We start from the raw sequence: 26,263 nt of genomic DNA, 5'->3' as shown, positions 1-26,263 counted from the left end.
TTCAAAGGCTCCCCTCGGACGGCCGGCCCTCGGCGCCGGTCCACCGCTCCATGGCGCACGCCAACTCCCGATGCGTTCCTTCGGGGCTGGCGGCGAAGTGCTCAGTGGTCTTGTCCTTCGTCTCCGGGTCCAGTTCCTGACTGAGTTTGAACATCCCGTCGACGTCTTCCACATGCAGTTCGAACGCCCCCACCGCGGGCAGGATCTTGTCGAAGTAGTCGAGCGACCCCGCCATGTCCCACTGGCGCCCGAAACGGCCCTCCAGTTCGCGCACCGTCCGGTGGATGACGCGGCGGGTCTCCTCGCCGGCCGGCAGCGGCTGGATCGTCCCCCGCAGATGGACGGCCGTGAAGTTCCAGGTGGGCGCGGCCGGTGTGTATCCGTAGACCTCGGGTGAGACATATCCGCCGGGGCCGCGGAAGATCAGCAGGGCGGGTTGCCCGGCCGAGAGGTGGCGCCAGTGCGGATTGGCCCGGTTCAGATGCCCGATGACCCGGTGGCCGCGCAGATCCGCGGGCCCGTTGTCGACGGCGTCGGCCACGTCCTCGGGCAGCACGACCGGCAGGTGGGTGGCGAAGGGCACCGGTTCCGCTCCGGTGACGAGAGTGGCCAGTGGGCTGGCGCGCACCGTGGCCACCGCTGCCGCCGAACTCCCCTTGTAATGTGCGGGAACGTACATAGCGCGGTCCTCCTTCGAGGCCGAAGTTCTGCGCCGGCGTCTATACGTGGCGCAGGAGCGAGTCGGCGACCTCTCCGGCCCGGACCGCCGTGTTGGACAGCAAGGTCGAGGACAGGCCGTGCGTGTGCTCGGTGGCACCCTGCAGATAGATTCCGTAGCGCACCCCGTCCTCCATGTGGATCCGGTAGTCACGGTCCACGCGCAGTCGGCCCGTGACATCGCGCTTGCACAGGCCGAGCAGCTCGGGGCTCAGCAAATCGTCGGGCGGGACCGGGCGATAGCCGGTCGCGTACACCAGATAGTCGGACTCCAGGCTGCGCTTCTCGCCCGAGGTGAGGGATTCGACCGTCAGCGAGAGCGGGCTGCCGGCGGTCTCCTCGACGTCGATGAGGCAGGAGGTGTGATCGATCAGCAACCGCTGCTCGGCGGTCACCTTCTCCTGGTACCAGATGCGGTAGAGCTCCGAGATCAGCTCGTTGTCGACCACCGAGTAGTTGGTGTTCCGATGCCGGTCGACGAGCATGTCCCGCACGGAGTGCGGAGCCCGGTGGAAGTCGTCGACGGCGACCGGGTCGAAGATCCGGTTGGCGAACGAGGAGTCGTCCGCGGGGCTGTATCCGTAGCCCGCGAAGACGGCCCGTACCCGCCCGTTGGGAAAGCGCTCGTGGAGGTGGGCGGTGACCTCGGCCGCGCTCTGGCCCGCACCCACGACGGTGAAGCGCAGGGGCGCCGCGCTCGGTATGCCGTCGAGCCGGTGGAGCAGGCCGCCGCTGTGCCACACCCGCTCCGACTCCCGTACGCCGTCCGGCAGGGACGGCCGCAGACCGGGCGCCAGCACCACGTTCCTGGCCCGGCGCACGATCTGCCGGGTGCCGTCGGAACCGGGTATGCCGATCGTCACGTCCAGTCGGTCCCGCCCCGCCGATGCCGCCGGTTCGATCCGCAGCACCTCATGGCCGTAGCTGACCCGGTCCGCCAGCGCGCCCGCGGCCCATTCCAGGTAGTCGTGGAATTCCACACGACTCGGAAAGAGGGCCTTGTGGTTGATGAAATCAACCATCCGGTCCCGGTCGTGCAGATAGTTGAGGAAGGTGAATTCACTGCGCGGGTTCCGCAGTGTCACCAGGTCCTTGAGGAAGTGCACCTGCATGGTGGCGTTCTTCAGCAGCATGCCGCCATGCCAGGAGAATCCTGGGTGCCGTTCGTAGAAGTGCACCCCGGACCGCGGGTGGGAGGTTTCGCGCAGAGCTATGGCGAGGGCCAGATTCGAGGGGCCGAACCCGACACCCAGTACGTCGAGCGGCGCTCGTTCCTCATCGGATAAGGATGAAGTGGAGCGCCCTGTTTCCAGGCTTTCCGGCAAGACGTGCTCCAGGGGGTGATTACCTGAATGCTGAGGGCGTGAGCATTTCAGCATGAGCCTGCGGGAACGCCATCCGGCCGTCAAGGATCTCCCGTATGAGAAATTGGTCCTATATCGGTGCGTCGGGAATTTGGCTATTGTGCCGCCCTGCGTGGTGGGGGCTTACGCGACGGGGCCTCACGGCGTGCGGCCTTACGCGGTCAGGCGGGCCACCGCCTCGGCGACCGCGCCGGCACCGTCCTCGACGGCGAGGCGGCCGGCGGCGCTCCGGGCGCGTGCGCGGTGGGCGGGGTCGGCGGTGGCTCGGGTGAGAGCGTCGGCCAGCCGGTCCGCGGCGTGTTCGGCGGCGAGGTCCCGGAAGGGGATCGGGGCCGTGGCGGCGCCCATGGCGGCCAGCCGGGCGGCCCAGAAGGGCTGGTCGGCGGTGACCGGTACGGGGACGGTCGGGACCGCGGCGCGCAGGCCCGCCGCGGCGGTGCCGGCGCCGCAGTGGTGCACCACGGCCGACATGTGGGGGAAGAGCAGGGCGTGCGGGACCTCGCCGATGGTGAGGATGTCGTCCGTGGCGAGGGTGTCGGGGCCGGTGGTCAGACCGGCCCAGCCGGACTGGAGGACGCCGCGGACCTTGGCGCGGCGCAGCGCCGCCACCGCCAGGGCGCCCAGCCGCTCGCCCGCGCCGCCCGCCATGCTCCCGAAGCCGATGAAGACCGGGGGCGGTCCGGCCGCGAGGAAGTCCTGCACAGATGAGGGAAGTTGGGCCTCGGGCGCGTGCCAGGGCCACCAGTTCCCGACGATGTCCAGGCCGCCGGGCCAGTCCTCGGGGCGGGGCACCAGGACCTCGCTGAAGCCGTGCAGGACCGGCGGGCCGGCTGCTTCGGCGCGGCGGCGGAGCGTACGGGGCGTGGCGGGCGGCAGATCGAGGCGGGTCCGCAACTCGCGGCTGGCGTCCGCGTAGAGGCGGTCGACGACCCGGTGGGAGAGACGGCCGACGGCGCGGTTGCCCCAGCGGCCGAGGGAGCGGGTGCCGCTCACGGGAGGGGCGAAGTCGCCGGTGGGGGCGTTGGGGTGGAGGGGGAGGTCCCAGCACGGGATGCCGTAGGCCTCGGCGAGGCTCCGGCCGAGCGGCGCGGTGGTGGTGGACAGCAGCAGCAACTCGGTGCTGTCGGTGGTGGCGTCGGCAAGTCCCGTGCCCAGTTCCCGGATGAAGGCGGCCGCCTTGCGCAGGAGGGCGCGCCGGTCGCCGGGGGAGGCCTCCGGTGCCGGGCCGTCGCCGTCGCCGTCCGGACGCCCGGCGCGCGGGTCGGCGGGCAGTCGGCGAAACTCCATCCCCGCGGTCCGTACGAGCGGGGCGTAGGCGTCGTGGGTGGCGAGGGCGACGTCGTGGCCGGCCTCGCGGAGCCGGGCGCCGAGGCCGGTGTACGGGGCGACGTCGCCGTACGAGCCGGCGGCCGCGATCACGATCTTCATGGGGCGTCAACAGCCTTCGGTGTGCGGGCCCCTGAGGCCGGGGCCGGAACCAGGATGTGCGGGAGCGGTCGCGGGGTCGCCCGGCGCTCAGTCGTCGTCGGGCCTCGACTGGCGTACGGCGTTGGCGTGGACGGCCGTGCGCAGGTAGGAGGCGAGGCCCGGGCGCTGTTCGCTCGGGGGGACGATCAGGGCGAAGGCCCGGGGGTCGGCCGCGAAGTCGTCGGCGATCCGGCCGTGCATATCGGTGGGGCACGGGGTGAACCAGCGGCTGACGCTCTGCCGGTGCTCCTCCGCGAGGTCCATGGCGCGTTCGCCGTCCGCGGGGGCCCCGGCGTCGAAGGCGGCGGTCAGCCGCGCCCGCCACTCGGCGGCCTCGGCCATGATCTGCGCCCAGTCCTCCTTGGTGTGGGCGGCGGCGCTGGCCATGGAGCGCTGGTGCCCCGCACGGTCGTGCCACCGCAGCTGGGCGTCCGTGGCGTAGGTGAGGTCGAAGGCGACCTCGCCGAACACCTCGAACCGCTCCTCGGGCGTCAGCTCCACGCCGGTCTGCTGGACCTCCATGGCCTGTTCGGCGACCTCGACCAGGCGCTGCAGCTTGGTGATCTGCTCGTTGAGCAGGCGGTGCCGGGCCCGCAGCTGGTCGAGGGCGTTGGCCTGCGGGTCTTTCAGGATGGTGGCGATCTCGTCGAGCGGGAAGCCGAGTTCCCGGTAGAAGAGGATCTGCTGGAGCCGGGCCAGGTCGGCGTCGCTGTAGAGGCGGTAGCCGGCGGGGCTGCGGTCGGTGGGGGAGAGCAGTCCGGTCTTGTCGTAGTGGTGCAGGGTGCGCACGGTGATCCCCGCGGCGGCGGAGACCTGCCCGACCGAGTAGCCCACTCTCGGCGCCTTTCGCTCGTGGTGACGGGAGGACGGCGATGACGGCCAAGAAGCCGTCCGCACCGCCGCCAGGCTGCGGCCTGACGCTACGTGAGGGTCAAGCGGGGCGGGAAGACGGGGACGCGGCCGGACGAAACGCGAAGGAGGGGCGGCCGTCCGCCAAGACGACCGCCCCTCCCCGCACTCCGTACTCCCGTACGTCTCACTCCTGCGCGTACCGCTCCTCCAGCACCGAGTTCACCAGCGCCCGGACGTCCTCCCGGTCCAGGCCCTCGGTCCGGGCCCGCGCCATCCAGGAGCGCAGTTCCTCGCGCAGCCGGGCGTCCGCCGCGGACTCGGGGCGGGCCAGCGTGCGGCTGACGAAGGTCCCCAGGCCGGGGCGCGGCTCGACCAGGCCCTCGCGTTCCAGCTCGCGGTAGGCCTTCAGGGTCGTATTGGGGTTGACCTTGGTCGTGGCGGCGACCTGCGCGGCGGTCGGCAGGCGGTCGCCCTCCACGAGGATCCCCAACCGCAGCGCCTGGTGGACCTGTTGGACGATCTGGAGGTAGGTGGCGACACCACTGCGGCGGTCGATGCGGAACTCGACGACGCTCACCACCTCTCTGCTGCTCTCGCCCGTAGGGCCGATGCTCTCGCCCCTAGGGCCGACCGTGCCGCCGACCGGGCCGGTGGCTGCGCCGCCGCGGCCCGGCCCCCCCGACCGCTTGATGATCCGGCCGCCGGTGCCGGGTGTCAAAGCGCCGCCCGGTGTGTGCCGCGCCCGGCCGTTCAGAGCGGCCGCCGGTGGGCCCGCCACACCACGAACGCCAGCACCACGGCGGTCAGCGCCAGCAGGGTCCCCGCGCCCAGCCACTGCATCCCGGCCATCTGCTCGTAGTCGAAGTACTGGGTCACGCGGTTGACGATGCCCAGCTTGGCCCGGCAGGCCTCGGCATCGCTGTTGACGCAGGTGCCGTAGCCGTAGAGCTTGCCGTCGGCGGTGGACACCCACTCGTCGATGCGTACGGAGCCGGGCGGCAGGTCGGGGCCGCCGCCGTCGTACGGATAGCTGACGCTGCGCAGCGTGCCGAGGCGGTCGCGCACCTTCGCGCTCCAGATCACGGAGGCGACCACGGCGAAGACGGTGGTGGCCGCCATCGCCGGCACCGTGCGCTTGACCAGCATGCCGATGGCGATGCCGCAGGCGGTCAGGAAGAGGGTGGTGGCCACCGGTATCGGGCCGGTGATGTCGAAGGCGCCGCCCGTCAGCCAGTCGCCGCCCAGGGCCAGGTTGCGGGCCGGCGTCCACAGCCAGGTGAAGGCGGCCGACAGCAGGCCGGTGCACAGCGCGGCGACGGCCAGCGGCAGGCCGAGCGTGGCGGCGATCCAGCGGCCGCGGCTCACCGACTGGGTGGTGACCAGCTTGAGGGTGCCGTGCTCCTGCTCGCTCGCGATCAGCGGGGCGCCGAGGAAGATGCCGACGAAGAACGGCAGGAACTGCAGGAACTCGGCGTCGAGCGCGAAGGCCGAGCCGAAGTGGTTGTGGAAGTCGTTGAGCAGCTGCCCTTCCGCGTCCGGGGTGGCGCCCTTGCGGTCCAGGAACTCCATCACGCCGATGCGCTGGTAGGCGAAGAGCGCGCAGGCCGCGAGAGTGACCAGCAGGCCGGTCCGCAGGAAGGCGCGGTGCCGGTGCCAGACCAGCCAGGGCAGGCCGCGCAGCAGGGCGCGGCGACGGTTGTCCGCGGTGGCGGACGTGGGCGGGCCGGCCGCCGGGGCCGCCGCGACGGCGTCGTCGGTGGTGCCGATCGGGCTCATGCCGCCGCCTCCTGCGTTCCGCCGTCGATCCGGGCCCCGTCCGCGATCAGGTCGGGCGCCTCGGGCGAGCGCAGATAGGCCAGCAGGACCTCCTCCATGCTCGGCACCAGGGCCTCCCAGCGCTCGGAGACCGGTCCGCCGGACCGGATCAGCGCGCTGAACTGCCGCCCGGTGACCCGGGACTCGACCACGGTGTGCTGCCGCCGCAGCTCCTCGGGCACCCCGCCCTCTCCGTCGGCGACGCCCGTCACCAGCAGGTGGGAGGGCACCAGCTCCTCGGTCGGGCCCGCCATCCGCAGTCGCCCCTCGGCGAGGACGACGAGGTAGTCACACATCTCCTCCATCTCCGAGAGCATGTGGGACGACATCAGCACGGTCGTGCCGTGCTCGGCGGCCTCGGCCATCAGCAGGCCCGACAGCTCGTGCCGGGCGAGCGGGTCGAGGTCGGACATCGGCTCGTCGAGCAGCAGCAGCTCGGGCCGCTTGCCGAAGGCGAGGGCGAAGGCGACGCGGGTGCGCTGGCCGCCCGAGAGGGTGCCGATCCGGGCGGCGAGCGGCACGTTCCCGGACCGTACGATCCGCTCGGCCAGCGCCTGGTCCCAGCGCGGGTTCAGCTCACGGCCGAGCCGCAGCGTGTCGGCCACGGTGAAGCGCGGGTAGAGCGGCTTGTCCTGCGCGAGGAAGGCGATCCGCTCCAGGGCGGCCGGGTCACTCACCGGGACGCCGAACAGCCTCAGCGTCCCGGTGGTGGGCTGCACCAGCCGGGTCGCGGTGCCCAGGAACGTGCTCTTGCCCGCGCCGTTGGGGCCTACCAGCGCGCAGATGTGGCCGGCGGGGAGCCGGAAGGAGCAGTCCCGCAGCGCCCACCCGCGGCGGTACTTCTTCCCCAGTCCTATGGCCTCGATGGCCCACGGGCTCGGGTCGCTCACCCGGATCCCCCCTTTAGCTAGTTCATTAGTGGAATGAGTATGGGGAGCGGCCCGGACGCCTGTCAACAAAGCCGGTGAGCGGGTGGGGCGCCCCTCAGCCGGCCGTCCCCGTCAGCGGCTTCGCCATGCACCGACTCTCCTCGTACGTCCGGTAGAGGCCGAACTTCTCCACCAGCGCATAGCCGCAGGACGCGTACAGCGCCAGCGCCTCCGGCTGCTTGATACCGGTCTCCAGCACCATCCGGGACCGCCCCGCGGCCCGCGCGTCCGCCTCCAGCACCTCCAGGATCCGTCGCGCCAGCCCCCGGCCCCGCGCCTCGGGCAGCACGAACATCCGCTTGATCTCGGCGTCCCCGACCGCGTAGCCCTTGCCGGTGTCGTCCTGCACCCGCCAGCCTCCGCTGGCCAGCGCCCGGTCGCCCTCGTACGCGATCAGATACGCGCCGTGCGGGGGGTTGAACATCTTGGGATCCAGCGGCGTCATATCGCCGTCGCCGTAGCGCCGGGCGTACTCCTGCTGGACCAGCCCGTCGAGGGCGACGGCGTCGGGGTGGTCGTAGCGGACGGCGCGTATCTCGACGGGGGGCGTCCCGGTGGGGCGAGTCTCCATGCCATGAAGCGTACGGGTGTGCGAGTGGCCGGGTGCGGAGAGACGGGAAAGCGACCCGGGCCACCTCGACCCGGGGTGCCCGGCCGTCATCGGGGCGGATACCGGTATGGGAGCCTGGCCCCCGGCCCGACGAGAGAGCGGCGGCCGGAAAGGGATAGGGCGAGCGTTGTGATCACAGTGACCTCCGTGAATGTGAACGGGCTGCGCGCCGCGGCCAAGAAGGGCTTCGTCCCGTGGCTGGCGCAGACCGCGGCCGACGTGCTGTGCCTACAGGAGGTACGGGCCGAGACCGCGCAGCTCCCGGACGAGGTGCGCGAGCCCGCCGGCTGGTACACGGTCCACGCCCCGGCGGCCGCCAAGGGCCGCGCCGGCGTCGCCCTCTACACCCGCCGCGAGCCGGACCGCGTCCAGGTCGGCTTCGGCTCGCCGGAATTCGACGGCAGCGGCCGCTACGTCGAGGCCGATCTGCCCGGGGTGACCGTCGCCAGCCTCTACCTGCCCTCCGGCGAGGTCGGCACCGAGCGCCAGGACGAGAAGGAACGCTTCATGGCGGAGTTCCTCCCCTACCTCGTCGACCTGCGCAAGCGCGCCGCGGCCGACGGCCGCGAGGTCGTGGTCTGCGGCGACTGGAACATCGCCCACCAGGAGGCCGACCTGAAGAACTGGAAGGCCAACCAGAAGAAGTCCGGCTTCCTCCCGGAGGAGCGCGCCTGGCTCACCGACGTCCTCGACGAGACCCACGGCGGCTACGTCGACGTCGTCCGCTCCCTCCACCCCGACACCGAGGGCCCCTACTCCTGGTGGTCCTACCGGGGCCGCGCCTTCGACAACGACGCGGGGTGGCGCATCGACCTCGTTTGCGCCACCCCTGGTATCGCGTCCAAGGCGGTCAAGGCGTATGTGGAGAAGGCCGCCAGTTACGATCAGCGCTGGTCAGACCATGCGCCTGTGACGGCAGTCTTTGATCTGTAAGGAGCTCACGCTCTAAGACGGAGGAGACCACTCCGAGAGTCGGCCCCATGTAGTCGAGAGCCCCCCGCCGCGTGCTGGCGGGGGCTCTTGTGCGTTCGCGCACAGGGACGCCGGAACGGTCAGACAGCGCCGAACTCTCCGGCCTGGATGCTTGCCACGAAGGACGCGAACGCATCGGCGGCGACGTTCAGAACCGGACCGCTCGGGTTCTTGCTGTCACGGACGGGGACCACGCCGCGCGAGGCGACGAGGTTTGCGGCGACCTCGATGCAGGCGCCACCGTTGTTGCTGTACGAGGACTTGAACCAACGGGGGGATTCGGTCGTCACGGAGTGCCCTTTCGTAACCGGCTGATCAAGGCCACAGATGCCGCCTGAGAGGGCGCTTCGGCCTGTAGCTGATGGTAGGCCGTCAGTATGGGCAGCACGGAAGTGCTTTCCCGTTCCAGGTGGCCCCGTTGCGCGGACTCGGTGTACGCCATGAGCTGGCGGTCCGGAAGCGTCAGTACGTACAGCGGCAGGTCGAACGGGCGGCGCTCCCCCATGTCGAACGGGGCAACCTGGACCACGGTGTTCGGTAGCTCGGCGTACTCGATAAGTCGCGCCAACTGGGCTTCCATGACGGCGGCCCCGCCGATGGGCCGACGGATGCAGCTTTCGTCCAGCATCACGAAGACCAACGGCGGGGGCGTCCGGAGGAGCGCGGCTTGCCGCTCCGCAACAAGCGTCACCCGCTCGTCTGCCTGGTCTGTCGTGATCGCTCCCCGCTTCACGGCACTGTTCGCCAGCACCGACGCATACTCCGGGGTCTGGAGCAGACCAGGGATAACGCCCACTTCGTACAACCGGATCTCTGCCGCCCGGCCCTCGTGACCGACGTACTCCGGGAACCCCTCCAGTAGCGAGCCGTGCCGGATCTCTCGCCATTCACGCTCGAACGAGTCGGCGGACCCGGCAGTTCCAAACGCAAGATCAGCTTTGCGCGAGAACGGAAGGGTCGGCGGTTTCCGGGCAGTTTCAACAGCTGAGACATGCTGGCTGGTACAGCCCAGGAATCCCGCTAACGCTTCCTGGGTCCAACCACGTACCTCCCGCAGCCTACGCAGACGGGCGCCGTAGGCCGCTTCCGGGCTGCCCCCAGGGTTCAACTCCTTGCGGTTGACCATGTCAACTCCCAACTCACCCATCGATCCTGATTAGTTGATGGATGCCCGACTGTAGGCCACGCTGAGTCACTCCGGTAGCGGAAGCGCTACAGAGAGGCAAGGAGGGCGCCATGACCACCCCTGCCCACACGCCCTACTCGGCGTGTGCCGAAGAGGGAGCGAACCTTGACGCCGCGCTGAAGGATCTGGGCATTGCCGCCCCGCCCAGCACGGTGCAGATGACGGAGGAAGGAGGCATGAAGGTCGCGCGGGTAGCCCCGCCGCTGCTCACGCCGAGGCAGACCGCCCGGCTGACGCGCGTGGTGAAGGCGGCGCGGCGATGAGCGGCAACCGTTACCAGGAACGCCCCGTATCGCTCGGCGAACCGTACGCCGACCTCAACCCCACTCCTGTCCCTGGCTGTGTCGAGTGCAGCGCGTTGGACAAGGAACGCCACGAGGCCCGGAAGCTGCGGCAGTTCGCTACTGCTGTCGTGGCGAGCCAACGGATCAGGAACCACGAGCGTGGTCACTGTGCCTGAGCAGCCCATGCGCCGTCGTCGGCGACTCCCCTTGACCCCCGGCTGGCCATGAGGCCGGGCGCGCTCCCCGCGGAGGGCCCGACCATTCCCCGGCCCCAGTCCCTTTTCAAGGGAGGGACGAAGTGAGGAGCGCGAAGCGGTCGCTCGGTTGGAGCGGGCCGGGCGACCGCCATAAGCCCCCGACTCCCCACGCCACCCCATGGCTTGGATCGGGTTACTCACAGCACGCCGACAATGGAGAAAACAGGAGGAAGCGTGAACGCAGTACTTCGGAACGACGGTGGCGACAAGCTCCCCGGAGAGCCGTACCCCGGTCCGCATCAGCCTCCGTCCCCCGACGGGGGCCCAGGGCAGCCGAACCCGCCCAAGGCTGCCTGAGTGACGGCCGACGCACACCAGGAGCGCCCCAGCCTTGACGGGCTGGGGCACGTCCTCATGTCATCTGGGGCCCTCTCCTCCGACTGGGCCCCCACGTACGCGGCCGTACCCCGCTCCACCGTCCTGCCAGACCTCATGTGGCCATTCGACATGGAGGCCGGCCGGAGCGTGGCCGTGTCCAAAGCGGACGACCCCGCCAAGTGGCAGGAGTTCGCGGACTCCGACGTACCGATCGTCACCCAGTGGGACGACGGGAAGCACTCCGGCACCGAACCCGGCCACGTCCCCACCAGCTCTTCGTCCATGCCCTCCGTCGTGTTCCGGATGCTCCAGGCCCTGGACCTCCACCCGGGGCATACGGCTCTGGAAATCGGCACGGCCACTACCTGGAACGCGTTGCTGATGGCCCACCGCGCGGGGCCAGGGAGCGTGACCACGATGGAGGTGGACCGGGCGGTGGCCACGGCTGCCATGGCGACGGTGGAGCGGCTGGGAAGCCCCGTCCACGTCGTCCATGGCGACGGGTTCCAGGGCTACCCGGAGGGGGCTCCGTACGACCGCGTCATTGCTACGTGCGGCCTCCGCTCCATCCCCTTCGCGTGGGTGGAGCAGTGTCGGCTCGGCGGCGTCATCGTGGTCCCCTGGGGGACGAACTACAGCCACGGCGACGCGGTGGCCCGCTTGGTCGTGGCGTCGGACGGAGAGAGCGCGTCCGGGAAGTTCACCGGGCCCGTGGAGTTCATGAAACTCCGGTCCCAGCGGATTTCGCCCGTGGTCCACAAGGAGTACGTCACGGGCAGCGTGGCCGACGGTGACGAGTCGTCCACGACCATCACGGAAGGGGAGTTCGTCGGGGAGCAATTCGGCCCGGAGCGGTTCGCCCTGGGCCTTCGCGTCCCGCAGTGCTGGCACTTCGTGGCGCAGAAGAGCGACGGCGCCCGGCCGGTCTGGTTCTACAGCCTGAGTGACCGGTCCTGGGCGTGTTGCATGTTCCGGGACGGGGACACTGCGCGCGTCTGGCAGTACGGACCCCGCCGACTGTGGGACGACGTGGAGGCCGCGTTCCGATGGTGGGATGGCCATGGACGGCCGGACCCGTCGCGGTTCGGGCTGACCGTGAGTGCCAAGGGTCAGCGGGTATGGCTGGACGATCCGGCCGACTCCTGGATCGTGTGACAACGCCCCCTCCGCCTGCCGGTCCATGACGCTGTGAGGTGGGGCGCCCTCCGGGGGAGTACGAGGGCGCCCCGGTTGGGGGACGGCCCGCCGGGGTGGGGCGGGCCGTCGGGGTGGGGCGGGCCGTCGGGGTGGGGCGGGCCGTCGGTGGCCGTGGTGGCGGCCGATTGGGGGAGGGTGGGTCAGGGGCGGGTGAACTTGACGTAGCCGCCGTTGTTCGGGCGGTCGAACCAGCCCTTGAAGGCCCAGTTGATGAAGCCGCCGTCGCCCTGGTTCGTGAACTCGCCGTCCTCGAAGACCCAGATGCCGTAGACGACGCCGTCGTAGGTGGCGGAGCCGTACGCCTTGACGCCGTTGACGTGCTCCTCGTAGGGCTGGCTGAGATTGTGGACCATGACGTTGTACTGGCCGTTGCTGGCGTAGAACGCCGACTCCATCAGGTTCTTGACGAAGCCCTCGCGGTTCTGGGCGGTCTTGATCGAGGACTCGATCTTGTTGGCTATGCCGAGCACGTCGACGTTGAAGTTGAGGTTGGCGTTGGCGCCGACGTCGACCGGCGAGTCACCCGCCGGCGCCGCGGCGGCGGCCGGTGCGGCCATGGCGGTCGCCGGGAAGGCGGCACCCGTCGCGGTGAGCGCGGCGCACAGGGCCACCGCTGCCAGGCTCTTCTTCACGATGCCCGTAGTGGACATGGTTCTCCTCCATGTGTGGGGGGTGCGACCTCTCCGGACCGCGGGGAACGGAGAGTTGGCCGGAGCGGCGGGAAGGGGTGGGCCGCCACGACCGGTACGGCAGTAATGCTCGGCGGGGCCGCTCATGATCGGCTCACGTGAGGCTCATGGGGCGGGTGTGTCCGATCGGGACTTGCGTTGAATTTTTGTCAACTCGGGGAGTATGTCCACATAGTGAGAGGGGCGCGATGAAGCGGAACCCGACCTTCCTTCCCGTGGTCCTTGCAGACAGGGGGCGGATTGCACGCGCCCGTTCGGCGTCATGAACTTGAGGGCACGATGGTTCAGTTGAAGCTGCTGGGGCCGGTGGAGTGCGAGACCGACGACGGTCGGCCGCTGGCCTTGGGGTCGGGGCGGATCCGTACCGTGACCGCGGTGCTGATCAGCGAGGTCAACCAGGTGGTCACGCTGAGCAGGCTGATCGATCTGGCCTGGGACGTGGAGCCGCCGGCCAGTGCCCGCGGTGTGGTCCACAACCACGTGCACCGGCTGCGGCAGCTGCTGGCCGGCCATGCCGAACTCGCCACCCGAGGGCAGGGCTATGTGCTGCTCGCCGATCCGTGCACGGTGGACGTCCACCGCTTCCAGAGCCTGGTGTCCGCCGCGCGGGAGGCCGAGCCGCAGGCCGCGGTCACGATGCTGGGCCGGGCCCTCGGCCTGTGGCGGGGCGAGGCGCTGGCGGATGTGCCCGGCGACCGGGTGCGCCGGACCGTGGGCGCGGGCCTGGCCCAGGCGCGGGTGGCCGCGCTGCACGAGCTGGGTGCGCAGCTGCTGCTGCTCGGCCGGTACGGCGAGGTGGTCACCGAGCTGACCGCGTGGATAGCGGAGCACCCCCTGCACGAGGAGCTGACCGCGCTGCTGATGCGCGCCCTGCAGGCGAGCGGCCGGCAGGCCGAGGCGCTGGAGCACTACCACCGGACCCGCCGGCATCTGAAGGACCAGCTGGGCATCGACCCCGGCCGGGTGCTGGGCGAGGCGTACCTGGCGGTGCTCGGCGGGAGCGGTGCCGCCGCGCCGCAGGGCCCCGCCCGCCCGCCGACCGCGCCGCCGCCCGCCGTGCCGTACACCGTCGACCACGGGCCGGCTCCGTTGCCGCTGGTGGCCCAACTGCCGCCCGGCATTCCGGACTTCTGCGGTCGCGAACGGGAGCTGGCGGTGCTGGACCAGCATCTGGAGCGGGTGCCGCGGCCGCACTGCGTGGTGCTGGCGGGCGGGGGCGGGGCCGGCAAGACGACGCTGGCGGTGCAGTGGGCGCACGGGCTGCGGGCCGAGTTCCCCGACGGCCAGCTCTTCGCCGATCTGCGGGGCTTCGAGCGCCCCCCGATGCGGGCGGGCACCGTGCTGTCGTCGTTCCTGCTGTCGCTGGGTGTCCCGGAGGCGAGGATCCCCGAGTCCGTGGCGGAGCGCGCGGCGCTGTACCGGTCGCTGCTGGCCGGGCGGCGGATGCTCGTACTGCTGGACAACGCGGGTACGGCCGAGCAGACGCGCCCTCTGCTGCCCTCGACGCCGGGCTGTCTGGCGGTGGTCACCAGCCGGCGGCGGCTGAGCGGGCTGGTGGTCCGGGACGGAGCCGTACTGGTCACGGTGGGGGCGCTCGCGCCCGGTGACGCCATGCAGCTGCTGGGCAACGCGCTGGGGCGGCAGCGCATCGAGGCGGACCCGGCGGCGGCCCGGGCGCTCGTCGAGTGGTGCGAACGGCTCCCGCTGGCGCTGCGGATCGCCGCGGCACGGCTGATGGCCCACCCCGAATGGCCACTGGAGTGCTGGACGAAGAAGCTGGCCGACGAGCGCCGCCGTCTACAGGAGCTGTCCGCGGACGACGCCGATCTCGCCGTGGAGGCCAATCTCTATCTCAGCTACCGCGCCCTGTCGAGCGGCGCCGCCCGGCTCTTCCGCGTCCTGGGTCTGCACCCCGGCCCCGGTGTGGAGCTGCCCGCCGCCGCGGCGCTGGCCGGGCAGGACCTTGAGCGCACCCGCCGCCACCTCGCCGAACTGTGCGACGCCCATCTGCTCCACGAGCAGGCCCAGGGGCACTTCGTACGCTCGGAGTTGGTGCGGCTGTACGCCGCGCAGCGCGTCGCCTCGGAGGAGTCGCGGTCCGCCCAGGACCAGGCCGTGCGGCGGCTGCTGGACCACTTCACCCGGCCCCGGCCGGCGCGCGGCTGAGCCGCGGCCGCCCGCACCCCGAGGTCAGGTGCCCGGCTCGTCCTTCTCCTGGTGCTCCCGCAGCCACTGCTCCAGCTCCCTGCGCACCCGGCGGTCCATGGCCATGGACAGCTCGGCCTCGACCACGCCCTTGGACAGCGGGCGGAGCTTCTCGATGGTCTGGGCTATGCGGTCGATCTCCCGGGGGTCGGGCAGGCCGTCCGCGCCGGCCTGCGGAAGGACGTCGGCCAGGAGGTGGGTGCGGATGAGGGTGGTGAAGATGTCGGCGAGGGCGTCGGCGTGCGCGCGCACCCGGCGGCCGGCCTCCAGGACGGCGGCCAGTGGGATCCCCTTGTTGACCAGCTCGGTGGAGGCGTCCAGGAGACGGCGGCTGATGTGCACGAACTCGTCGCCGTCGACGGCCAGATAGCCGATGTCCAGGGACGTGGTGAGGTTCTCGGGGGTGATGTCCCGGCTGAAGTGGTCGGCGAGCTGCTCCGGGGTGAGGCGGACCGGGGTCTCCTCGGACCATGGGGGGAGCAGCGGGGTCTGGAGGCCCAGAAGCTCGCCGACGTCGCGCCCGGACTCGAAGGCGGCGAGGAGCTCGGCGATGCCGCCGAGGGTGTGGCCGCGCTCCAGCAGGGCGCCGATGGTGCGCAGCCGGGCGAGGTGGTGTTCGTTGTACCAGGCGATCCGGCCGTCGCGGCGCGGTGGCGGGATGAGCTTGCGCTCGCGGTAGAACCGCAGCGTACGGACCGTGATGCCGGCTTCCCCGGCCAGCTCGGCCATACGGAATTCGCGCGCGGCGGGGGTGTGGGCGGTGGGGGCCGGGCGCTCGTCCTGGGAGTTCTCGTTCGCTGCCACGGGGTCAGCCTATGCCGGGGGTGTGACGGCGGGCCGTGGTGCAACCGGCGGTAACTTCCTGGCGCCGGACCCCTACCGCTCAGTACGCGGCTGCCCTACTCTCCCCTCTGTGCCCAACTGTGCCAGTGATTGCTGGCGCGATCGGGCGGCCTGCGGCTGTCGGCGTCGTAGGTTTGCGGTGCAGAACGTCGAACTCGGGAGGCGGCGGATGGCCGAGCGCGAGCGGAAGCATGTGCGCGTGGCGGTGATCGGATCGGGATTCGGTGGCCTGGGGGCGGCCGTACGGCTGCGACGCCAGGGGATCACCGACTTCGTGGTCCTGGAACGGGCCGGCTCGGTGGGCGGCACCTGGCGGGACAACAGCTATCCGGGGTGCGCATGCGATGTGCCCTCGCATCTGTACTCGTTCTCCTTCGCCCCCAACCCCGAGTGGCCCCGGAACTTCTCCGGGCAGCCGCACATCCGGGCGTACCTGGAGCGGGTGGCGGACAGCTTCGGGCTGCGTCCGCACATCCGGTTCGATGCGGAGGTGCGCAGTCTGCGCTGGAGCAACAGCGCACTGCACTGGGAGCTGGAGACGGCCGGCGGGCCGCTGACCGCCGACGTGGTGGTGTCGGCCACCGGACCGCTGTCGGACCCCAAGCTTCCGGACGTGCCGGGGCTGGACTCCTTCCCGGGGAAGGTCTTCCACTCCGCGCGCTGGGATCACGACTACGACTTGCGCGCAAAGCGCGTGGCCATGATCGGCACCGGTGCGTCGGCGATCCAGATCGTGCCCGCCGTCCAGCCGGACGTGGAGCGGCTCACGCTCTTCCAGCGCACCCCGCCCTGGGTGCTGCCGCGTGCCGACCGCAGGATCAGCGCGGCCGAGAAATGGCTGCACACCAAGCTGCCGGCGACCCGGGCGGCGCGCCGCGGACTGCTCTGGGGCATCAGGGAACTCCAGGTCAGCGCCTTCACCAAGCGCCCCAACGAGCTGGGGATGATCGAGTTCCTGGCCAGGAACCACATGAAGAAGGCGATCAAGGATCCGGCGCTGCGCAGCGCGCTGACGCCGGACTACCGCATCGGGTGCAAGCGGATACTGCTCTCCAACACCTACTACCCGGCGCTGGCCAGGCCGAATGTGGATCTCGTCGCGTCCGGGCTGAAGGAGGTGCGCGGCAGCACCCTCGTGGGGGCCGACGGGAGCGAGGTCGAGGCCGATGCGATCGTCTTCGGCACCGGCTTCCATGTGACGGACATGCCGATCGCGCACCGGGTCACCGGCGCCAAGGGGACGACGCTGGCGGAGGAGTGGAAGGACGGGATGGCGGCGCTGCGCGGAGCCAGCGCGGCCGGCTTCCCCAACTTCCTGACGATCATCGGGCCCAACACCGGTCTCGGCAACAGCTCGATGATCCTGATGATCGAGGCACAGCTGAACTACATGGTGGACTTCCTGCGCCAACTGGACATACTCGGCGGAAAGATCGCACTGAGCGCCCGGCAGTCCGCCGTGGACGAGTGGACGCGCCACATCCAGCGGCGGATGGAGCGGACGGTGTGGAACACCGGCGGCTGCGACAGCTGGTATCTGGACGCCAACGGGCGCAACACCACCGCCTGGCCGGGGACGACCGCGGAGTTCAAGAAGGTGACCCGACAGGTCGACCTCGCCGAGTACGAGGTGCTGCGGCCACCCGGGGCCACGGCCGGGCGGTCCGCCGGCGCGCGTGCGGAGGTGGCCGCATGAGCCGCCGCCCCGGACACGTCACCAGAGGTCCCTACGCGCCGCCGGTGCCGCGCCGGACCACGACCGTCACCTCCGCCGACGGCACACGGATCCACGCCGAGTTCCACGGGCCCGAGCAGGCCCCGGCCGTCGTGCTGGCGCACGGCTGGACCTGCTCGACCGCCTTCTGGGCCCCGGTCGTCCGCGAGCTGGCCGCCGATCACAAGGTCGTCGTCTACGACCAGCGCGGGCACGGCCGCAGCCCGGCCGTCGCCCCGGCCGGCTACAGCACCCATGCGCTCGCCGACGACCTCGTCGCCGTACTGGAGGCGACCCTGGAGGCGGACGAACGCGCCGTGGTGGGCGGCCACTCCATGGGCGGCATGACGATCATGGCCGCCGCCGACCGGCCGGAGCTGCGCGCACGGGCCGCCGCCGCGCTGCTGTGCAGCACCGGCTTCTCCCAACTCCCCGCGGAATCCCGCGTGTTCCCCCTGCGCGGCCCGGCCGCCCGGCGCCGCGCGCACCGCCTGCTGCTGGGCTCCCGCGCGCCGATGGGCCCCGTGTCGCCGCTCACCAAGAGCGCGCTGAAGTACGCGACGATGGGCGCCGGCTCCACCGCCGAGCAGGTCGAGGCCTGTGCGCGCATCGTGCACGGCTGCCCGCCGGGCGTCCGGGCCCGCTGGGGCAAGGTGCTGGCCGAACTCGAACTGACCGGCGAGATCGGCCGCCTGGAGGTGCCGACGGCGGTCATCGCGGGCAGCGCCGACCGGCTCACCCCGCCGGTGCACGCCCGCCGGATGGCCTCCGTGCTCCCCGACTTCCTGGGGCTGACCGAGCTGCCGGGGCGGGGGCACATGACACCGGTCGAGGACCCGGGCGCGGTCGCCGGCCGGCTGCGCGAACTCGTCGACGATCACCTGACGGCGGCCGGCACCGGTGTCGGCGTAGCGGCGGCCGGCTCGGAAGTCCCCGCCCAGGCCCCCCGTGGCAAGCAGCGGCAGAAGAAGGAGCGGACGGCATGAGGACGAGCGGAAAGCTGGACGGCCAGGTCGTGGTGGTGACGGGCGCGGCGCGCGGGGTCGGCGCGCTGCTGGCCCGCAAGCTGTCGGCCCGCGGCGCGACGCTGGCGCTGGTCGGCCTGGAGCCGGACGAACTGCGCGAGGTCGCGGCCTCGTTGCACGGTCCGGCCCACCACTGGCACGCCGATGTCACCGACCACGAGGCGATGGCCCGGGTCGCGGCCGGGGTCAAGGACCGCTTCGGGAAGGTCGATGCGGTCGTCGCCAACGCCGGTGTGGCGACCGGCGGTCCGTTCGTCGACTCCGACCCGGTCTCCTGGAAGCGGGTCGTCGAGGTCAACCTGATAGGCAGCGCGGTCACCGGCCGGGCCTTCCTGCCCGTCCTGATGGAGTCCCGCGGCTACTTCCTGCAGATCGCCTCGCTCGCGGCGATCACCCCGGCCCCGATGCTGAGCGCGTACTGCGCGTCCAAGTCGGGCGTCGAGGCGTTCGCGCACTGCCTGCGGGCCGAGGTCGGCCACAAGGGCGTACGGGTCGGCGTCGGCTATCTGAGCTGGACCGACACCGACATGGTGCGCGGCGCCGACCAGGACGACACCATGCGCGAGTTGCGCTCCCGGCTGCCCTGGCCGTCGAACAAGACCTATCCGCTGGGCCCCGCCGTCGACCGGATCGTCGCCGGCATCGAGCGCCGCTCCGCGCATGTCTACGGGCAGTGGTGGCTGCGCGGGATGCAGTCGCTGCGCGGGTACCTGCCGGCCGTCATCGGGTCCGTGGGCCAGCGCGAGATCCGCAGGTTCGGGGACCGGCTGGACGGGATGCGGATCGGGCTGGTCGGTGCGGGCGGCGAGGCCGACGAAAAGGCCCGCGCCGCCGAGAAGGCGCGCTGACCTGCGAGTTCGTCTTCCGAGTCGGCCCTGTCCGGCCGCCCCGTGGGTCACGGAGGGTAGCCGTTCGTGATCGAAATGCGAGCAATGTCCGGGCGTGTCACGCTGTTTCGGGGCCCAAACCCCCCTACACCCCACTAGGAGTGAACAGCATGGGCATCAAGGACCAGTTCCAGGACAAGGCCAACGAGCTCCGGGACCAGGCGAACCAGGCCGCGAGCGGCGCTCGCGCCAACGCCTCGGAGCGCGGCCGGCGCGAGGAGCAGGAGCGCGGCCGGCGCCAGGGCGGCCAGGAGCGCGACCCGCAGCGCGACCCGCAGCGCGACCCGCAGCGTGACCGCGGCCAGCAGGGCCGCCGGACCGCTCAGGACGCGCTGGACGACGCCGAGGGTCGCTACCAGAGCTGACGCCACGTCCTGAAGACCACGCGCGGCGACGTACGCGCCATGCGTGAGGGGCGCACCCGGTCGACCGGGTGCGCCCCATCGTCGTGTCGGTCGACGGCCTGTCGGTCGACGAGGTCGACGAGTCGACGACTTGAATCGAACTCGACGAGTCGACGACGTGAACCGAAGCGGCCCGCTCAGGCCCCCGCCGCCCCCGCGGCTCCCGTCGCGCCCCCGCTCCGTGGCGGCAGTGCCGGCCGTCGCCGGTCCGGGACGTCCGACAGGTCCGGAGGCGTCGCCGCCGGATGCCGCTCCAGCAGTTCCAGAGCCGTGCGCACCGCCACCCCCAGCGTCGGGTGCTTGCCCTCGGCCCAGTGCAGCGGGGAGCGCAGTGCCTCGATGTCCACCTCCACACCGTGGTTCTCCACGCCCCAGCCGTAGAGCCGGAACCACGCCGCGTTCATCGGCACGGTGATCGTCGTCCCGTCGGCGAGCCGGTGCCGCCCGGTCATGCCGACCACCCCGCCCCAGGTGCGCATGCCGACCACCGGTCCGATGCCCTGGAGCTTGAAGGCCGCGGTGATCATGTCGCCGTCGGACGAGGTCATCTCGTCGGCGACCGCGACGACCGGGCCGCGCGGCGCGTTGCCGGTGTAGGAGACCGGCTCGGCGTCGCGGGTCAGGTCCCAGCCCATGATGGTGCGGGTCAGCTTCTCGATCACCAGCTCGGAGATGTTGCCGCCGGCGTTGCCCCGTACGTCCACGATCAGCGCGGGCCGGGAGACCTCCATCCGCAGATCGCGGTTGAACTGCGCCCAGCCGGAGCCGCCCATGTCGGGGATGTGCAGATAGCCGCACTTGCCGCCGCTCAACTCCCGTACGACGGCCCGGCGTTTGGCCACCCAGTCCTGGTAGCGCAGCGGCCGCTCGTCGACCAGCGGGACCACCGCGACCCGGCGGGCGTGGCCGTTGCCGGCGTCCGAGGGCGGCAGGGAGAAGGTCAGCTCGACGGTGGTGCCGCCGGCCGCGGCCAGCAGCGGATACGGCCCTGCGGCCGGGTCCACCGGCCGGCCGTCGACATGGGTGAGCGCCGCGCCGTCGCGGATGCCCGTACCGGCCAGCGGGGAGCGGGCCTTGGAGTCCGACGACTCGCCGGGCAGGATCCGCTGGACGATCCAACGGCCGTCCCGGCAGGTGAGGTTGGCGCCGAGCAGCCCCATCGCGCGCTGGTAGTGCGGCGGCCCCTCGTTGCGCCGGGCGCCGGTGACGTACGCATGGGAGGTGCCCAGTTCGCCCAGCACCTCGCGCAGCAGATCGGCGAACTCGTCGGGGGAGGCGACCCGTTCGACCAGCGGCCGGTACTGCGCGAGCACCGCGTCCCAGTCGATACCGCACATCCGCGGCTCCCAGAAGTACGCCCGGATGATCCGGCCCGCCTCGTCGAACGCCTGGCGCCACTCCGCCTCGGGATCGACGTCGTGCAGGATCCGCCGCAGGTCCAGGTAGACCGTCGAATCGCCGTCCGCCGGCTCGGTGGCCGGCACCGCGCGCAGCTCGCCGTCGTCGTTGACGACCAGCCGGGAGCCGTCGCCGCTGAGCGCGAAACCGTCCAGGGAGCTGGTGAGTTCGGTGCGCCGCGCCTTGGGCAGGTCGAAGTGTTCGAGGGTGGGCTTGCCGGAGGTGTTGTCGGGGTTGGCGAAGGTCTCGCCCAGCGCGCCGGAGATCGGCCAGCGCAGCCAGACCAGGCCGCCGCCGTTGACCGGTTCCAGGGAGGAGTACTTGGAGGCGGCCACCGGGAACGGCGTGACGCGGTTCGCCAGCCCCTCCACCTCCACCAGCACCGGCCCCTCGCCGGTCGGCGGCGGAATCTCGTCCGGGTCCAGACCGCCCGCCGCGGGCCGCCCCTCCGGCGACAGCGCGAACGGGGAGGGGGTCGCCGACGACAGCGGTACGAGGTAGGGCCGGCAGCCCAGCGGGAAGGACAGGTCCCCGGTGTGCACGTCGTAGACCGGGTCGAAGCCGCGCCAGGACAAAAACGCCAGATAGCGGCCGTCGCGGGTGAACACCGGCTGCTCGTCCTCGAAGCGGCCGTTGGTGACGTCCACGATGTGCCGGTCGGACAGCCGGGCCATCTTGATCTGCCGCAGCGAACGGCCGATGCCCGGATGGGACCAGGTCAGCCAGCGGGAGTCGGGGGAGAAGGCGAGGTCGCGGACCGGCCCGTTGGTGGAGCGGATCAGTTCGGTGACACCGCCGGGGCCGGCCGCCTCGTCCTCCTCGGACCGGTCCTCCTCGGTCGAGCCCTCCTCCGGCCGGGTCACGTCCACCAGCAGCAGCCGGCCGTCGTGCGCGGCCACCGCCAGCCGCTCGCCGTCCGGTGAGGCGGTCATCTCGTGGACCCGGCCCAGTCGCCCGGCCGCCAGCCGGCGCGGTTCGCCCGGCGCGCTGGCCCGCGGCAGATTGGTGATCTCCACGGCGTCCTCGCCCTCGGCGTCGGTGACGTAGGCGATCCGGCCGCTGGAGCCGAGCATCTCGGGCAGCCGGACGCGCACGCCCGGGGTGTCGTGGATCGTCCGGGCCGGGCCGTCGCGGTGGGTGAGCCAGTACAGGCTGCCGCGGACGCCGACCGCGCTGGCCCGGCCGGTGGTGTCCACCGCGAGCGAGGTGACGTGCGAGGCGGCCGGGACCTGGTAGCTGCGGCGGCCGGCCCGCGGGCCGCCCAGGCGCACCGCCAGCTTGCGTGGAACGGCGTCGGGGCTCAGGTCCTCGACCAGCCAGAGGTCGCCCGCGCACTGGTAGACGATCCGCTCGCCGTCGGTCGAGGCGTGCCGGGCGTAGAAGTCGGCGTGATCGGTGTGCCGGCGCAGGTCGGTGCCGTCCGGCAGACACGAGTACACATTGGCGACGCCCTCGTGGTCGGACAGGAACGCGATCCGCTCCCCGACGAACATCACCGAGTCCAGATGCCCGTACAGATCCGGCAGCAGCCGGACGCCGTGCAGCCACATCCGGCCCATCGCGCCGCCCCGGTAGCGCTTCCAGGAGGCGGGCTCGTGCGGCGGGGTGCCGCTGAGCAGCAGCGTCTTGTGCTCCCCGGCGACATCGGCGACCGCGATGTCGGAGACCGGACCCCAGGGCAGCTTCCCGCCCGGACCGCCGTCGGTCGGCAGCTTGTACGCCCAGGAGTAGTACGAGAACGGCTGCCCGTGCGAGGACACCGCCAGGACGTGCCCGTCCGGCGTCCACCCGCACACCCGGGCGTCCGTGCTGCCCCAGTACGTCAGCCGGCGCGCCGGGCCGCCGTCGACCGCCGCGAGGTGCACCTCGGGGTCCAGGCTGCGCCAGGTGGTGAAGGCGATGTGCCGCCCGTCGGGGGAGAAGCGGGGGTGGCCGACGCGGGTGCGGTCGACGGTCAGCCGCCAGGCGCGGCCGGGTTCCTGCCCGGCCGGGGCGATCGGGGCGACCCACAGGTCGTCCTCGGCGGCGAAGCAGAGCAGGTCGCCGTGCAGATGGGGGAAGCGCAGATACGAGCCGGGAGGTGCGTCGGGCGGTGCGTCGGGCGCGGTCGGCATGCGGCGCAGCCGGCCACGCGGCTTGGCCTTCGACTCCGTTCGCGGCCCGACGGCCTCGGGTACATCGCTCACCCATCCATGGTTTCGGCCGGGGGTAAGGGTGGCAACTCGGGCCGGCGGGTCTCGGACAGCGGCGGCCCCGGGCCGCGAGCGCGCGGTGAGCGGCGCTCCTCGGGACCCGCCGGCGGAGACGGCTCTCTCGTGGGGGGCGCGCATCCGCATGATGGGCGCTCTTGCGAATTAGTTGCAGTAGCCACGACGATGGCTGGTTGCACCACCCCTGGCTGGTTTGCAGAGCCCGAAGCGGAGAGCCCCAGATGCATGTACCCGATGGATTCATCAACGCGCCGGTGTCGGTGGCGGCCGGCGCGGTCGCCGCGGCCGCGGTCGCGGTCAGTCTGCGCGGTGCCCGCCGGGAGCTGGCGGGGGCGGGGCAGGGCGGCGCCGCGGCCGCGGAGCGCACGGCGCCGCTGGCCGGGCTGGTGGCGGCGTTCATCTTCGCCGTGCAGATGCTGAACTTCCCGGTCGCGGCCGGTACGAGCGGGCATCTGCTGGGCGGGGCGCTGGCGGCGATACTCGTCGGCCCCTACACCGGCGTGCTCTGCGTCTCGGTCGTGCTGCTGATGCAGGGGGTGCTGTTCGCCGACGGCGGGCTGACCGCGCTGGGCGTCAACATCACCGATATGGCGATCGTGACGACCGTGGTCGCCTACGCCCTGTTCCGCGGGCTGGTGAAGGTGCTGCCCCGGCGGCGGAGCTCGATCACCGTCGCGTCGTTCGTCTCCGCGCTGCTCTCGGTGCCGGCCGCCGCGGTCGCCTTCACCGCCCTCTACGCGCTGGGCGGGACCGCGGACGTGGCGATCGGCAAGGTCTTCACCGCCATGGTCGGCGTGCACGTCCTGATCGGGATCGGCGAGGCCGCGATCACCGCGCTGACGGTCGGGGCCGTCATCGCCGTACGGCCCGATCTCGTCTACGGCGCGCGCGGGCTGACCAAGCCGCTGGAGCTGCGGACCTCGCCGCTGGCGTCCCCGGGCGCCGCCGAGCCGGTGGCGGCGGCCACCGCCGCACCCGCTGCCGACGACGCCGCCCCGGCCCCCGCCACCCCCCGCCGTTCAACCCGCCACGTCTGGTTGGCCGGGATCGCCGCCGCCCTGGTGTGCGCCGGCGGCGTCAGCTACTACGCCTCCGCCAGCCCCGACGGCCTGGAGAAGGTCGCCCACGACCAGGGCATCGACGCCAAGACCGAGGACCACGCCACCAAGGACTCGCCGCTCGCCGACTACAGCGTCAAGGACATCGCCGACCCCCGGCTGTCCGGCGGCCTGGCCGGTGTCGTCGGGGTGGGCGCGACGCTGGCGGTGGGCACCGGGGTGTTCGTGGTCCTGCGCCGCCGCAGGAACACCGGCGCTCAGCCGGCCGCGCGGCAGACGGAGAACGCCTGACATGGGAGCCGGCCACGCCCACAAGCTCTACCGGCACGGGCACTCGCCGGTGCACGCCCTGCCCGCGCACTGCAAGCTCGCCGCGGTGTTCTGCTTCGTCCTGACCGTCGTCGCCACCCCCCGCGCGGCGGTCTGGGCGTTCGGGCTCTACGCCCTGCTGATCGCGGCCGCCGCCGCGACGGCCCGGATCCCGGCCGCCTTCCTCCTCAAACGGCTGCTGATCGAGGTGCCGTTCGTCGCCTTCGCCCTGCTGATGCCGTTCGTCGCCGAGGGCCCGCAGGTCCACGTCATCGGACTGGAGCTGAGCCGGTCCGGGCTCTGGGGCGCCTGGAACATCCTCGCCAAGGGCACGCTGGGCGTCGCCGCGTCCGTGCTGCTCGCCGCCACCACCGAGCTGCGCGAAGTCCTGCTCGGTCTGCAGCGGCTGAAGATGCCGCCGCTGCTCGTCCAGATCGCGTCCTTCATGATCCGCTACGGCGATGTGATCACCGACGAGATGCGGCGGATGCGGATCGCCCGGCTCTCGCGCGGCTTCGAAGCCCGCGGCGTACGCCACTGGGGCGTGCTCGCCAAGTCCGCCGGCGCGCTGTTCATCCGCTCCTACGAGCGCGGTGAGCGGGTCCACCTCGCCATGGTCAGCCGCGGCTACACCGGCACGATGCCCGTCATCGACGCCACCACCGCCACCCGCACACAATGGACCCGCGCGGCCGCGCTCCCGCTCGCCGCCCTCGCCGTCTGCCTCCTGGGATGGACCCTTTGAGCACCGCCACGCCCGCCCCCTCCCTCGCCGTCTCCGGGCTCGCCTACGCCTACCCCGACGGCCACCAGGCGCTCTTCGGCGTCGACCTGACCGTCGGCCGCGGCGAACGGGTCGCCCTCCTCGGCCCCAACGGCGCCGGCAAGACCACCCTCGTACTGCACCTCAACGGCATCCTCGAAGCGGGCGCCGGCAGCGTCGCGGTGGCCGGGCTCCCGGTCGCCCGGGAGAACCTCGCCGAGATCCGCCGCCGGGTCGGCATCGTCTTCCAGGACCCCGACGACCAGCTGTTCATGCCCACCGTCCGCGAGGACGTCGCCTTCGGCCCGGCCGCGGCGGGGCTGCGCGGCGACGAACTTCAGGCGCGGGTCACCGAGGCGCTCACCCGGGTCGGCATGGAGGGCTTCGCCGACCGCCCACCGCACCACCTCTCCTTCGGCCAGCGCCGGCGGGTCGCGGTCGCCACGGTCCTGGCCATGCGCCCGGAGATCCTCGTCCTGGACGAGCCCTCCTCCAACCTCGACCCGGCCTCCCGCCGGGAACTCGCCCACATTCTGCGGTCGTTGGACGTCACCGTGCTGATGGTCACCCACGATCTGCCGTACGCACTGGAGCTGTGCCCGCGCTCCGTCGTGCTCTCCGGGGGCGTGCTGGTCGCCGACGGCGGCACCCAGGACCTGCTCTGCGACGAGGAACTGATGCGCAGCCACCGCCTGGAGCTGCCCTTCGGCTTCGACCCCCGATCGGTCACCGTCCCCCGGTGACCCGGAGCGCAGCCCGGCCCCCGCGCCGCCGTGTGACGAACGCCACG

The 26,263-nt window shown here is 72.0% G+C and carries 24 protein-coding genes; 11 read left to right on the top strand and 13 right to left on the bottom strand.

All coding sequences use genetic code 11. The annotated features are described in order from the left end of the window. Window position 1: 1 nt before the first annotated feature. From WAB15_RS17600 to WAB15_RS17565, 8 genes are all read right to left on the bottom strand, one after another. Window positions 2-679 carry an FMN-binding negative transcriptional regulator gene (locus tag WAB15_RS17600; RefSeq protein WP_399146708.1) on the bottom strand — a complete coding sequence of 226 codons (678 nt, stop codon included), beginning with the start codon at window positions 677-679 and terminating at the stop codon, window positions 2-4. 40 nt (window positions 680-719) lie between these two features. After that, a complete protein-coding gene (locus WAB15_RS17595; RefSeq protein ID WP_407286835.1) occupies window positions 720-2,096 on the bottom strand; it encodes a lysine N(6)-hydroxylase/L-ornithine N(5)-oxygenase family protein in 1,377 nt (458 codons plus the stop codon). 138 nt (window positions 2,097-2,234) lie between these two features. Continuing rightward, a complete protein-coding gene (locus tag WAB15_RS17590; protein ID WP_407286834.1) occupies window positions 2,235-3,509 on the bottom strand; it encodes a glycosyltransferase in 1,275 nt (424 codons plus the stop codon). Between the two features lie 87 nt (window positions 3,510-3,596). Beyond that, window positions 3,597-4,382 (bottom strand): MerR family transcriptional regulator, encoded by a 786-nt coding sequence (locus tag WAB15_RS17585; protein ID WP_407286833.1) that lies wholly within the window; start codon window positions 4,380-4,382, stop codon window positions 3,597-3,599. A 202-nt stretch (window positions 4,383-4,584) separates the two neighbouring features. Further along, window positions 4,585-4,980, bottom strand: a complete 396-nt coding sequence (locus tag WAB15_RS17580) for a GntR family transcriptional regulator (RefSeq protein ID WP_399146712.1) — start codon at window positions 4,978-4,980, stop codon at window positions 4,585-4,587. Window positions 4,981-5,150: 170 nt separating this feature from the next. After that, the gene (locus tag WAB15_RS17575) at window positions 5,151-6,176 is read right to left on the bottom strand and encodes an ABC transporter permease subunit (RefSeq protein ID WP_407286832.1); all 1,026 of its coding nucleotides are present in this window, start codon (window positions 6,174-6,176) and stop codon (window positions 5,151-5,153) included. Further along, window positions 6,173-7,105 (bottom strand): ABC transporter ATP-binding protein, encoded by a 933-nt coding sequence (locus tag WAB15_RS17570; protein ID WP_407286831.1) that lies wholly within the window; start codon window positions 7,103-7,105, stop codon window positions 6,173-6,175. Before WAB15_RS17570 ends, WAB15_RS17575 begins: the two co-directional genes overlap by 4 nt. A 94-nt stretch (window positions 7,106-7,199) precedes the next feature. Beyond that, complete coding sequence (locus WAB15_RS17565) at window positions 7,200-7,715, bottom strand: GNAT family N-acetyltransferase (RefSeq protein WP_399146715.1); 516 nt, start codon at window positions 7,713-7,715, stop codon at window positions 7,200-7,202. 168 nt (window positions 7,716-7,883) lie between these two features. Between WAB15_RS17565 and WAB15_RS17560 the strand changes: the two genes are divergently transcribed. After that, window positions 7,884-8,687, top strand: a complete 804-nt coding sequence (locus tag WAB15_RS17560) for an exodeoxyribonuclease III (RefSeq protein WP_399146716.1) — start codon at window positions 7,884-7,886, stop codon at window positions 8,685-8,687. A 119-nt stretch (window positions 8,688-8,806) separates the two neighbouring features. Here WAB15_RS17560 and WAB15_RS17555 read toward each other — a convergent pair whose 3' ends face one another. Further along, on the bottom strand, window positions 8,807-9,016 hold the full coding sequence (locus tag WAB15_RS17555; RefSeq protein ID WP_407286830.1) for a DUF397 domain-containing protein: 210 nt from the start codon (window positions 9,014-9,016) through the stop codon (window positions 8,807-8,809). Beyond that, the gene (locus WAB15_RS17550) at window positions 9,013-9,852 is read right to left on the bottom strand and encodes a Scr1 family TA system antitoxin-like transcriptional regulator (RefSeq protein ID WP_407286829.1); all 840 of its coding nucleotides are present in this window, start codon (window positions 9,850-9,852) and stop codon (window positions 9,013-9,015) included. Before WAB15_RS17550 ends, WAB15_RS17555 begins: the two co-directional genes overlap by 4 nt. Before the next feature lie 110 nt (window positions 9,853-9,962). Here WAB15_RS17550 and WAB15_RS17545 point away from each other — a divergent pair, with 110 nt between their 5' ends. Together WAB15_RS17545 and WAB15_RS17540 are read left to right on the top strand one after the other, a co-directional pair. Continuing rightward, on the top strand, window positions 9,963-10,175 hold the full coding sequence (locus WAB15_RS17545; RefSeq protein WP_399146719.1) for a hypothetical protein: 213 nt from the start codon (window positions 9,963-9,965) through the stop codon (window positions 10,173-10,175). Window positions 10,176-10,750: 575 nt separating this feature from the next. Beyond that, window positions 10,751-11,926: a protein-L-isoaspartate(D-aspartate) O-methyltransferase gene (locus WAB15_RS17540; RefSeq protein WP_407286828.1), complete on the top strand. Its 1,176-nt coding sequence runs from the start codon at window positions 10,751-10,753 to the stop codon at window positions 11,924-11,926. 182 nt (window positions 11,927-12,108) lie between these two features. Here the strand turns inward: WAB15_RS17540 and WAB15_RS17535 are convergent, their stop codons facing one another. Further along, a complete protein-coding gene (locus WAB15_RS17535) occupies window positions 12,109-12,618 on the bottom strand; it encodes a stress protein (protein WP_399146722.1) in 510 nt (169 codons plus the stop codon). 318 nt (window positions 12,619-12,936) lie between these two features. On the opposite strand from WAB15_RS17535, the gene WAB15_RS17530 reads away from it, so the two are divergent. Further along, window positions 12,937-14,823: a BTAD domain-containing putative transcriptional regulator gene (locus WAB15_RS17530; protein ID WP_407286827.1), complete on the top strand. Its 1,887-nt coding sequence runs from the start codon at window positions 12,937-12,939 to the stop codon at window positions 14,821-14,823. 24 nt (window positions 14,824-14,847) lie between these two features. On the opposite strand, the gene WAB15_RS17525 is transcribed toward WAB15_RS17530, so the two are convergent. Further along, entirely contained in the window at window positions 14,848-15,666 is an 819-nt protein-coding gene (locus WAB15_RS17525; protein WP_399146724.1) for a MerR family transcriptional regulator, read from the bottom strand. Window positions 15,667-15,874: 208 nt separating this feature from the next. Between WAB15_RS17525 and WAB15_RS17520 the strand changes: the two genes are divergently transcribed. The 4 genes from WAB15_RS17520 to WAB15_RS17505 all read left to right on the top strand — a co-directional run bounded on the left by WAB15_RS17520 (window position 15,875) and on the right by WAB15_RS17505 (window position 19,696). Continuing rightward, on the top strand, window positions 15,875-17,401 hold the full coding sequence (locus WAB15_RS17520) for a flavin-containing monooxygenase (RefSeq protein ID WP_407286826.1): 1,527 nt from the start codon (window positions 15,875-15,877) through the stop codon (window positions 17,399-17,401). After that, entirely contained in the window at window positions 17,398-18,405 is a 1,008-nt protein-coding gene (locus WAB15_RS17515; protein WP_407286825.1) for an alpha/beta fold hydrolase, read from the top strand. Before WAB15_RS17520 ends, WAB15_RS17515 begins: the two co-directional genes overlap by 4 nt. Further along, window positions 18,402-19,292, top strand: coding sequence for an SDR family oxidoreductase (locus tag WAB15_RS17510; protein WP_399146727.1), 891 nt, complete (start codon window positions 18,402-18,404; stop codon window positions 19,290-19,292). Before WAB15_RS17515 ends, WAB15_RS17510 begins: the two co-directional genes overlap by 4 nt. Window positions 19,293-19,441: 149 nt before the next feature. After that, window positions 19,442-19,696 carry a hypothetical protein gene (locus tag WAB15_RS17505; protein WP_407286824.1) on the top strand — a complete coding sequence of 85 codons (255 nt, stop codon included), beginning with the start codon at window positions 19,442-19,444 and terminating at the stop codon, window positions 19,694-19,696. Window positions 19,697-19,872: 176 nt separating this feature from the next. Here the strand turns inward: WAB15_RS17505 and WAB15_RS17500 are convergent, their stop codons facing one another. Beyond that, window positions 19,873-23,247 carry a S41 family peptidase gene (locus WAB15_RS17500; RefSeq protein ID WP_399146749.1) on the bottom strand — a complete coding sequence of 1,125 codons (3,375 nt, stop codon included), beginning with the start codon at window positions 23,245-23,247 and terminating at the stop codon, window positions 19,873-19,875. 317 nt (window positions 23,248-23,564) lie between these two features. Between WAB15_RS17500 and WAB15_RS17495 the strand changes: the two genes are divergently transcribed. Genes WAB15_RS17495 through WAB15_RS17485 form a run of 3 tightly spaced genes read left to right on the top strand, consistent with a single transcriptional unit; the run spans window position 23,565 to window position 26,216 of the window. After that, window positions 23,565-24,692, top strand: a complete 1,128-nt coding sequence (locus WAB15_RS17495) for an energy-coupling factor ABC transporter permease (protein WP_407286823.1) — start codon at window positions 23,565-23,567, stop codon at window positions 24,690-24,692. A 1-nt stretch (window position 24,693) separates the two neighbouring features. Next, window positions 24,694-25,455: a cobalt ECF transporter T component CbiQ gene (gene cbiQ / locus WAB15_RS17490; protein WP_399146730.1), complete on the top strand. Its 762-nt coding sequence runs from the start codon at window positions 24,694-24,696 to the stop codon at window positions 25,453-25,455. Next, a complete protein-coding gene (locus tag WAB15_RS17485; protein WP_407286822.1) occupies window positions 25,443-26,216 on the top strand; it encodes an energy-coupling factor ABC transporter ATP-binding protein in 774 nt (257 codons plus the stop codon). Before cbiQ ends, WAB15_RS17485 begins: the two co-directional genes overlap by 13 nt. The last annotated feature ends 47 nt before the right edge of the window (window positions 26,217-26,263 follow it).

It is taken from the genome of Streptomyces sirii (assembly GCF_045690365.1).
Taxonomy (GTDB): domain Bacteria; phylum Actinomycetota; class Actinomycetes; order Streptomycetales; family Streptomycetaceae; genus Streptomyces; species Streptomyces sirii.
This window is presented reverse-complemented; position numbering and strand designations above follow the sequence as displayed.

Excerpts from the sequence above, each read along its gene's own strand:
- WAB15_RS17600 (WP_399146708.1), bottom strand. The coding sequence starts at position 679 with ATGTACGTTCCCGCACATTACAAGGGGAGTTCGGCGGCAGCGGTGGCC.
- WAB15_RS17595 (WP_407286835.1), bottom strand. The coding sequence starts at position 2,096 with ATGCTGAAATGCTCACGCCCTCAGCATTCAGGTAATCACCCCCTGGAG.
- WAB15_RS17590 (WP_407286834.1), bottom strand. The coding sequence starts at position 3,509 with ATGAAGATCGTGATCGCGGCCGCCGGCTCGTACGGCGACGTCGCCCCG.
- WAB15_RS17575 (WP_407286832.1), bottom strand. The coding sequence starts at position 6,176 with ATGAGCCCGATCGGCACCACCGACGACGCCGTCGCGGCGGCCCCGGCG.
- WAB15_RS17565 (WP_399146715.1), bottom strand. The coding sequence starts at position 7,715 with ATGGAGACTCGCCCCACCGGGACGCCCCCCGTCGAGATACGCGCCGTC.
- WAB15_RS17550 (WP_407286829.1), bottom strand. The coding sequence starts at position 9,852 with ATGGTCAACCGCAAGGAGTTGAACCCTGGGGGCAGCCCGGAAGCGGCC.
- WAB15_RS17545 (WP_399146719.1), top strand. The coding sequence starts at position 9,963 with ATGACCACCCCTGCCCACACGCCCTACTCGGCGTGTGCCGAAGAGGGA.
- WAB15_RS17535 (WP_399146722.1), bottom strand. The coding sequence starts at position 12,618 with ATGTCCACTACGGGCATCGTGAAGAAGAGCCTGGCAGCGGTGGCCCTG.
- WAB15_RS17530 (WP_407286827.1), top strand. The coding sequence starts at position 12,937 with ATGGTTCAGTTGAAGCTGCTGGGGCCGGTGGAGTGCGAGACCGACGAC.
- WAB15_RS17520 (WP_407286826.1), top strand. The coding sequence starts at position 15,875 with ATGGCCGAGCGCGAGCGGAAGCATGTGCGCGTGGCGGTGATCGGATCG.
- WAB15_RS17515 (WP_407286825.1), top strand. The coding sequence starts at position 17,398 with ATGAGCCGCCGCCCCGGACACGTCACCAGAGGTCCCTACGCGCCGCCG.
- WAB15_RS17510 (WP_399146727.1), top strand. The coding sequence starts at position 18,402 with ATGAGGACGAGCGGAAAGCTGGACGGCCAGGTCGTGGTGGTGACGGGC.
- WAB15_RS17505 (WP_407286824.1), top strand. The coding sequence starts at position 19,442 with ATGGGCATCAAGGACCAGTTCCAGGACAAGGCCAACGAGCTCCGGGAC.
- WAB15_RS17500 (WP_399146749.1), bottom strand. The coding sequence starts at position 23,247 with ATGCCGACCGCGCCCGACGCACCGCCCGACGCACCTCCCGGCTCGTAT.
- WAB15_RS17495 (WP_407286823.1), top strand. The coding sequence starts at position 23,565 with ATGCATGTACCCGATGGATTCATCAACGCGCCGGTGTCGGTGGCGGCC.
- cbiQ (WP_399146730.1), top strand. The coding sequence starts at position 24,694 with ATGGGAGCCGGCCACGCCCACAAGCTCTACCGGCACGGGCACTCGCCG.
- WAB15_RS17485 (WP_407286822.1), top strand. The coding sequence starts at position 25,443 with ATGGACCCTTTGAGCACCGCCACGCCCGCCCCCTCCCTCGCCGTCTCC.